At 58.6% G+C, this 7,706-nt stretch carries 4 protein-coding genes and 1 pseudogene; 1 reads left to right on the plus strand and 4 read right to left on the minus strand.

The genetic code is table 11. The features are described 5' to 3' along the window. Positions 1-212: pseudogene (locus KBI52_RS03095) on the minus strand (IS4 family transposase); the annotation flags it as partial. A 2,258-nt stretch (positions 213-2,470) separates the two neighbouring features. On the opposite strand from KBI52_RS03095, the gene KBI52_RS03100 reads away from it, so the two are divergent. Further along, on the plus strand, positions 2,471-5,446 hold the full coding sequence (locus tag KBI52_RS03100; protein WP_210805232.1) for a MobA/MobL family protein: 2,976 nt from the start codon (positions 2,471-2,473) through the stop codon (positions 5,444-5,446). A 210-nt stretch (positions 5,447-5,656) separates the two neighbouring features. Here KBI52_RS03100 and KBI52_RS33375 read toward each other — a convergent pair whose 3' ends face one another. The 3 genes from KBI52_RS33375 to KBI52_RS03115 all read right to left on the minus strand — a co-directional run. Continuing rightward, positions 5,657-6,193, minus strand: coding sequence for an HU family DNA-binding protein (locus KBI52_RS33375; RefSeq protein ID WP_256439454.1), 537 nt, complete (start codon positions 6,191-6,193; stop codon positions 5,657-5,659). A gap of 185 nt (positions 6,194-6,378) precedes the next feature. Continuing rightward, positions 6,379-6,750 carry a hypothetical protein gene (locus KBI52_RS03110; protein ID WP_210805234.1) on the minus strand — a complete coding sequence of 124 codons (372 nt, stop codon included), beginning with the start codon at positions 6,748-6,750 and terminating at the stop codon, positions 6,379-6,381. Between the two features lie 506 nt (positions 6,751-7,256). Continuing rightward, the coding region (locus tag KBI52_RS03115) for a response regulator transcription factor (RefSeq protein WP_210805236.1) at positions 7,257-7,706 on the minus strand (450 nt) is incomplete at its 5' end.

The following is a 7,706-nucleotide window of genomic DNA, read 5'->3' on the forward strand; positions in this document are numbered from 1 at the left end:
ACGAGATCGGCCCGGCGCGAGCGCAGCATCAGGCGCTCCCCTGGCAACGTCACTTTCAGTTCGGCAAACGTACTCTCGCTGTCCCAGCGCTCGTGGGAGAGCGCCGCCAACTCAAGCGCCGGCGCGGCGACCGGGTCGAGCAGCGTGGTGACCAGCCGGTAGAGCGGCTCCGCCTCTACGATGCCCTCCAAGCGGTCGTCGATGACGCGCACGACCTGTCCCCCTCATCGTGCCGACGCTGCTTGGGCGAGGCGTAAAGCCGGCCCAGAGAGGAGCCGCCCGGCAGGCGCTCACAGCAGGGCAGCACCTGATTCCGACGCACCCGCCACCACTGCCTCGGCTGTCCGTCGCGTAGGCTGTACAGATGCTTGCATTATCCTGCGAGTGAACTGTCCAACCAACCCAATTTCCTGAGAGTGAGACAAACGACACTATGCGGCGCGGACCAAAATTCCGCATAGCCATTCGGTCTTCACCGCACTCGGACGAAGAACAGATCTAATGCGAACTGCACATTTGCAATATCAAGAATTGCAGATTCTATAAGCAAGCGAGACAATCGCAGGTACGCCTGCCGAGTTCATCGGAAGGCCCGACCTGATCACTGGCAACCCGGATTTGCAAAAAGGCAGGGGCCAGAATTGCACTCAGTTATCGTGCCGCAACGCCGGCTGGGCCGGCCTCCCGGGTTGATAGCCTATCTTATGCAATCTCTCGCCTCAGGAACTTGCAAATTGGCTGATCCGGACCTTGGCGCGCCTTGGATCAACGAGGCCGAATTTGAAATTTGCCTCCTCTCAAACTTGCACATTCGTTCACGAAGCGATCACCGCCACCGAGACACTTTGAAAGAAGGGGTGCCCCGGAACTTGCATTAGTCTTCGCGATGATTGGCGCTCGTGTGGAGCGGGCTCGAACCGATTTTGCATTGTGCAGGCCGTCAAAGTTGCAATCGGCGCCCGCTTACTCTGGGCAACCTGATAGGGCTCCCGGCCATAGGTGCAATTCGACGGCTCGAAGAATTGCATTCCGATGCAAGTGTCCGTCTATCTGCTAAACGGTGTAAGTATCTAGCATTTCAAGGCAAATGCCTTGAGGACCAAATTATATGCGGCATCGAAAGTCCCGGCTTTGACACAGGATTGATACTAATTTCCAGCCCTGGATCCAAACCGCTCTCTTGTGTGGGGCCAGAATATTCATGCCCTACCCGGTTGATTATTGCAGCCTCGGCCAAACCAGATAAGTGGGCAGTTGGGGTCAAGTAATTCGTCCGAGCTTGCAGATCGCAGATCACCGGAGAGCTTCTGGGTGAGGCACAGAAATTCAACAGCGATCGTGTCTGATTTTCTCTGCCTCGACCCATAAACGCCACGGATCGGGATACCTGCGGGGCAGAGAAAATACAAAGTTCGGGCTTGGATGAGCGTGCACGGGCTCATCCAAGCCTCAAAGAGGCTCCCAGAAGCGACGGAAGATGGTCCCCGAAGTTGGACGGTTTCGCCCAGGAAGATCCCGACGGATCCCCCAGTGAGGAGCCTTCGGACAAGGCTCAAGGGTCCTAAAACGTCGGAGGCTCAATACCTCAGTTCTGACGCATCCCTCAGGGCGCATCAAAACTGATCGGATCTACAATCCGCATTTCGGTGCCTGCCGGTTTCCGTTGTCTCCTGGGACTATTCGGCCCGCCCTGCGGCGGTCGAACTTACACCTCGAATTTGGGTTGAGATCCGGGAGGCAAATTGACCAGAAATTTGGGGCGCAAAAAATACCAGCGCACCGGCACCCTCCGGTGCCTCAATCAGACTTTGGACAAGTGCGCCCGATCCTTCGTCAACCGCACTTCCCGATCCTGTGATCTGGTATTTTTTGTGCCTCAACGCACCTGTCGCGATAGCCTCGCCTCGTCGGAAGGATCATTCCGCGAGTGCCATCGAGCAGCGGCCCGAGCCAGACGAAGAGCCGGGTAAAATTCTGAAACTCACCGAATTTTTGTATTTGGTGTCAGGCTCCGACTGGCATTGTGGGTTTGCCATCTGATAAAATAGATGCCCGACCTCTGATGCCCTTCTTCATGCCAATCACGACCAGCCATCTCATCGTTACTACGCTTCAAGACCTGTCTCGCGCACTGAGCAGGGCGACGAAGCGAGACCCTTCCAAGGACTTTACGCGGATAATCCCTGCCCGGTCCAAGGACTATGCCTTGGGTGGTCATGGAGGCTCGGCATCGGGTAAGGATGCGCCAACGCCAACTCGGGGTGACGGCGTGACGCTCACCCCGCAAGCCCAGGTTTCCCGTCTTGGAATGTCATCGGGTGTCCACTCGGCGGTGGGGTGGGCATATGACCATCCAGGTGTGCGGTTTGCCAATCGCAGCCGCGGTCGTGATAGACCGCTGTCAGCCGAAGGAACGCAGACATTTCACTTCTCACACCCCTATCACTCTAAAACATCGCCGATCCTTAAGATGATCAAAGCGGCCCAGAGCGGCCGCAAGTACACCGCCTCCAACGCAACGAGTCATCTTCTCTACATCGAGCGCGATGGTGCGGCCGAGAACGTCGCAAGGGAGAAAGAATATCCAGGCTATGATCCCGACGTAGCCGAGGATGGCTTCACCGTCCTCGTGCGTGAGGCTGAAGGTCGGAGCGCCGAAGAACAACAGGATTTCCTCGAGCGCATTCCGCTCAAGAACCTGACGGACGATGAAATCGACGCCCTCGAACTGGCATCCTTTGGGACAATTGGCGATACGCTCGAAGAGCGCCGCCATTTCTGGAAGGCGGTTGAACAGTTTGAGGCCGAACCCCAGGGTGACACGATCAGGATACGGTTCTCCGCAGATCCCGAAGGATGGGGTCTCACTATCAAGAACCTCGATTCTGCTCCCACGAGGTTGCGGGAAAAGCTGCGGCGTATGCAAGGCAGCAGCGAACCGAAAGATGTCGAACTCAACCTGATCCGGACCGATGAAGCCTTCGCGATCCATCAGTGGATCGTTGGACTTCATCCAGAGGCGCTCATTGAGATTGAACCGGGTCGTGGCGGTCGTGTCCAAAACCGCATCATCGCTGAACTTCCGTTTGAGATCGATGGGCGCGAGCGTGTTGAAATCGTTCGCAATTTCACCATCAAGCTCACTGAGAAGGGCTTACCCTTCTGGGCGGTGGTTCACGCCCCAGACCAGAATAATGACGAACGGAATTTTCATGCCCACATCGTCTATTATGATCGCCCGTCATCCCGGATGAAGGGCCCTCGAAACCCTGACGGTCGTGACGTTTGGGATTTCGAAATCGAAGAGGAAAAGGTATTCCCAAACCGTCATCGCAGGACGGTTTACCCGTTTCGCCGGAAAAAGCTGCGCGAAGCCAATCGTCGGACATGGATCCCAATGTTGCGCAATCGTTGGGCAACGGCTTGCAACGAGGTCATGGAGAGGGCAGGCCTCATTAAGCGGTATGATGCCCGCTCCTACGAGGCCATGGGCATCCAGCTCGATCCGCTCGAGCATATCCCCTCGAAGACCTTCAATAGGGAGAGAAAGGGGGAACTGACAGAGGACGGCGTCGCCCTTGCCTGTCGGCAATGGCAGGTCATGCAGGATCGGCTTGTGGCCGACCACGAGAAGCGCGCCCGGCATCGCCAGCGCGTCCTCAAGGCGAAGACTGACAAGGCAAGACAGGTCATGGGCTCCCAAAGCCCATATAAGGACATTGCTCTGAAGGAGGTCGACCGGCTCACCAAGCTCGTCGACAAGGTTGGCGCACGAGTGACCACCAATGAGCTGTTCCAGGATCTCGGTCGTCTGGTCGCTGATAGGGTTGCATCCCGGCCTAAGCTGATCGTCCATGAAGATATAAAAAAGAATCAAAAAAGCCCGGGCCGGACCAAATCAAAGGGTGGCCAAGGCCACGGTCAGACCACCCAGGCCCCTAAGGACAAAAATGGTGCGACACAGCCTGTGGGGCGGGCCGCTAAGGAGGCCATGACGTTCTTGTTGGAAGTCTATGACCGCGCAGTTCATATGGACAGGCGCAATCAGATCGAAATTGACGTTTCCAAGAGCCAATTGAATACCCTCCTGAAGCGGCTGGATAACATGATGGCTGATCCAAAGCGCCATCCGCTGGATCGCCGCGCGCCTGGATTTATCGACCTGAATATCGCCGATCCCGGCCCTGAGGTAATTGCCGCTCGTAAGAAGGCAACGATGGACCGCGTCGCAGACAATTTGGATGCCTTCGTTGAGGCTGCCCTGCCGAAGATCCTGGCTGAAGTGAAAGGCGCCTCCCCTGCCAAGCCAGCGCCTGTTCAAGAAAATATTCCACAAGGGTCTGTGTCTCCGCAGCCTTCCAAGGCACCGGTCCAGCCCGACAGGCTGAACCCGGCACCTGCGGCCCGTGATGTATCTCGAGCTCCGGTCGCCCGGCCGGTCGCCGATCGTGCGCCGATCCAGCGGCCGTCCGAGGTAAAACCAGCCCCGGCCAAAATGGCGACAGGTGAGGCGGCCCCGAAGCCTGCGCCCGCGCGACCGCTCGAGCCTGCAGCTCGGCCCCAGAAAACCCGCTTCCGGCCTGAGCCATTTTATAAGCCCAAGGAACAGGGCGGGGCACCTGCTGCCGCGCAGCCGAAAAATTCCGCTGCGGCTCCGGTTAAATCACCGGCCCCGGCACCTGTTAATTCCGCGCCTAAATCCTCAGCTCCGAATAATTCGAAGCCTGAGATTGAAATTAAGACAGCCGCCACTGAAAAATCAGGCCAGGCTCCAGAGCGGACTTCGAATAATCCCGCTAAGTCGGAAAATGCTGCACAGTCCAATAAGCCGACCGGCACTCATTCCGGCGCCGCTGTTGTAAATTCCGTGCCGAAGGCTGCTGCCCTGCCAACACTGGGTGAGGCCAAGACTTCGGCCGCGGCGCCTTCAAGCGTTCGCCCGACAGCAACTCCGACCGCTTCCACAGTCCGCTCTGCCCCGGCGCCGGCAACGCCAACAACTCCGCCGGCTAAGCTCGAGGCCGAGCCGAAGAAGGATGCCGTCACCGCTAAGGCACCGGTCGCAGCGACTCCAATTCCGACAAAGCCCGCTGCCCAAGCTCCGGCACCTCGACCCGAGCCTGTCCGGTCGTCAGCCTCTCCGGCCGAGGAATCTGGAAAGACCGCGACTGACCCGAAACCCGCACCTGCGGCCCCGACCGCGCCCAAGGCCGACAAGCCTCCCGGCCCACCCAAGCAGTCGGCCGACGTTGCACCGGGTCAGGTTAGGACCCCGGGAGAACCGCCAGCCCCGAAGCCCCCAGTTGAGAAAGCAACGATCCGTGTTGGCGATCCTCTGTCGCCTGTCACACCCAAGCTGATCGAGCCGATCCGTGTCGAAGGCAAGAAGCTTCAGAAGAAGGCGAAGAAGCGCGGCAAGATGCGGGATGACGGGCCTGGGCTCTGAATCATGGTCGTCAACAACCCCGATCCGGAGCGCGTCCCAAGACAAAGGTCTCGACCCGCGGCCAGGTGCTATACGCACCGGTTGCCGACCTGATGCCGGCTGGAGACCGCAGCATCTCCCCTGAGATTGTTTTTCACACAGGGATGTGCTGTCTCGCCAGGCTTCTGGCGCGGCGGGCGTGCCCTCAGCTATCCGGCCGACCGCGTGCGATCAGACCGCCTCCTTGAGTTCCTTAGCGGGCCGGAAGGCGATCTTCTTCGAGGCCTTGATCTTGATAGGCTCGCCCGTCTGCGGGTTGCGGCCCATGCGGGCGGCACGCTTGCGCACCTGAAGGATGCCAAGGCCGGTCAGACGGATCTTGTCGCCCTTCTTCAGGCTTTTGGCGATCATCTCGATCACTTGGGTGAGCATCTCGTTGGCCTGACGCTTGGGCAGCTCATGCGCTGCTGACAACTCCTCGGCAATGTGGCGCAGGGTGAGGATCGCACTGGTTGAGGAACCGGCGGACTTCTTCGCGCCCTTCGGGGCTGCTTTGACTGACGCCTTCGGTGCCGCGGCCTTCGGAGACTTCCTGGCTACGGATCCGGCAGCTTCGGACACTTTGGCTGATGCCGACTTCGATGCGGCTGCCTTGCGGACTGCTGCTTTCTTGGCTGCGGTTTTGGTTGCTGTTTTCGCCACTGTGAGACCCTCCTGATAAGCTATGAACTCGCAAGTCACTCGATGGATAAAGTGCTTGCCACTCAAAGTTGATCATCAGTGAGTTGCTTCCTCAATCTCCATGCCGCAATGAGTTCACAGGATCTTGGAGCCCCACAAAGTCCACAGCTGATTGCGTGCCCGGCTCAACGGACCAGCAATTCTTCGAGGGAGAAGGGCAGGGGACAGGGTTCCGGCCCATAGCATGCAGGGACGCGGGACCCTGGTTTGGATCAAGCCGCAAGGAAGAGCTCGTTCTTGCGCCAAGCCGCACAGGCCCTTATGCCGTTGGGACGTGCCGTCGCGATGCGCTCCTGAAAGCGCGGTTGGGCCTCGTTGAGCAGACGGCGTTTTCGGGCGTGGGGCTGCGCGGCCGTTGTGGTGTCCTGCACCATCGCGGCAGCTGCCGCATACAGATCCGTTGTTGCGGCATCCAAGCCGGGATCGCGCTCGAACAGGACGACCAGGCCTGTCAGGTGCTGTCTGAGGAGCGTCTGCAGTTCACGCAAATAGGGCAGATCTCCTCCGAACTCGATGGCCTTCACGGTTGGCGAGATCAGGGCCAACTTCTCTTCAATCGTGTCGGTGAAACGTTTCTCCGCCATGAGCCACCGTCTCCAGGTAAGAGGGAGCCCGCCCAGCCCGTGAGACACATCAGACAGCATGCGCGCTCATGGTTAAGCAGTGGTTTCGGACGGCTGCGGAAAGCAAAAACTGCGTGCCAACACTCGATAGCAACGCGCTAAAGTACACGTCGGTTGTCACAGTCTGCGCGGATAGTCCTCCAGCGACATCGGAACCGATCGCGTGCGCCCAGTGGGAGTACTGGTGCTCAGCCTTCAGCTGGGGCGCTTCTATGTCGCCTACTGATGACGCTCGTTAGAAGCAGGGTAGGATGGTGGCGCGGTGTTGTAACCGGCATTGACAATCGCACACACCCCAGCTGGAGTTAAGAGGCTTCCGTTGGGGCGATCTCATGTCAACAGGGTGCGATGTTGCCACGGAGTGGGTGAGGGGCTTCACTTCACAAGGGCGGTAGATACCAGAAATCCTGCAATCCGCTGATAGAACACAGGGTAGAAGATGTGGGATGCTATCGTGGTCTTGAGCCTTAGCTTGCCAATTTGATTGGCTGCGGCTCCCGCAGCATGTAGCCACGGCCCCAGACCGTCTCGATGTAGTCCCTGCCACCTGAGACTTCCGCGAGCTTCCTGCGCAACTTACAAATGAACACGTCGATGATCTTGATCGCTGGTTCATCCATGCCGCTATACAGGTGATTGAGGAGCATCTCTTTGGTCAGCGTGCTGCCCTGGCGCTGAGCCAGAAACGCCAGGATCTTGTACTCCATGCCCGTCAGGTTCACCCGACGGCCTCCGACCTCAGCCTGCTGAGCCTGAGGGTTGATCGTCAGATCGCCGCATTGCAGGACGGCTTCGGTCTGATCGGACGAGCGGCGAATGATGGCCTGCATGCGGGCGATGAGTTCGTCCTTGTGAAACGGCTTGGTGAGGTAATCATCGGCGCCATAGCCGAGGCCTCTGACCTTGTTCTGGATCCC

The organism is Microvirga sp. HBU67558, from assembly GCF_018069605.1.
GTDB lineage: Bacteria > Pseudomonadota > Alphaproteobacteria > Rhizobiales > Beijerinckiaceae > Microvirga > Microvirga terrae.

Excerpts from the sequence above, each read along its gene's own strand:
- KBI52_RS03110 (WP_210805234.1), bottom strand. The coding sequence starts at position 6,750 with ATGGCGGAGAAACGTTTCACCGACACGATTGAAGAGAAGTTGGCCCTG.
- KBI52_RS03100 (WP_210805232.1), top strand. The coding sequence starts at position 2,471 with ATGATCAAAGCGGCCCAGAGCGGCCGCAAGTACACCGCCTCCAACGCA.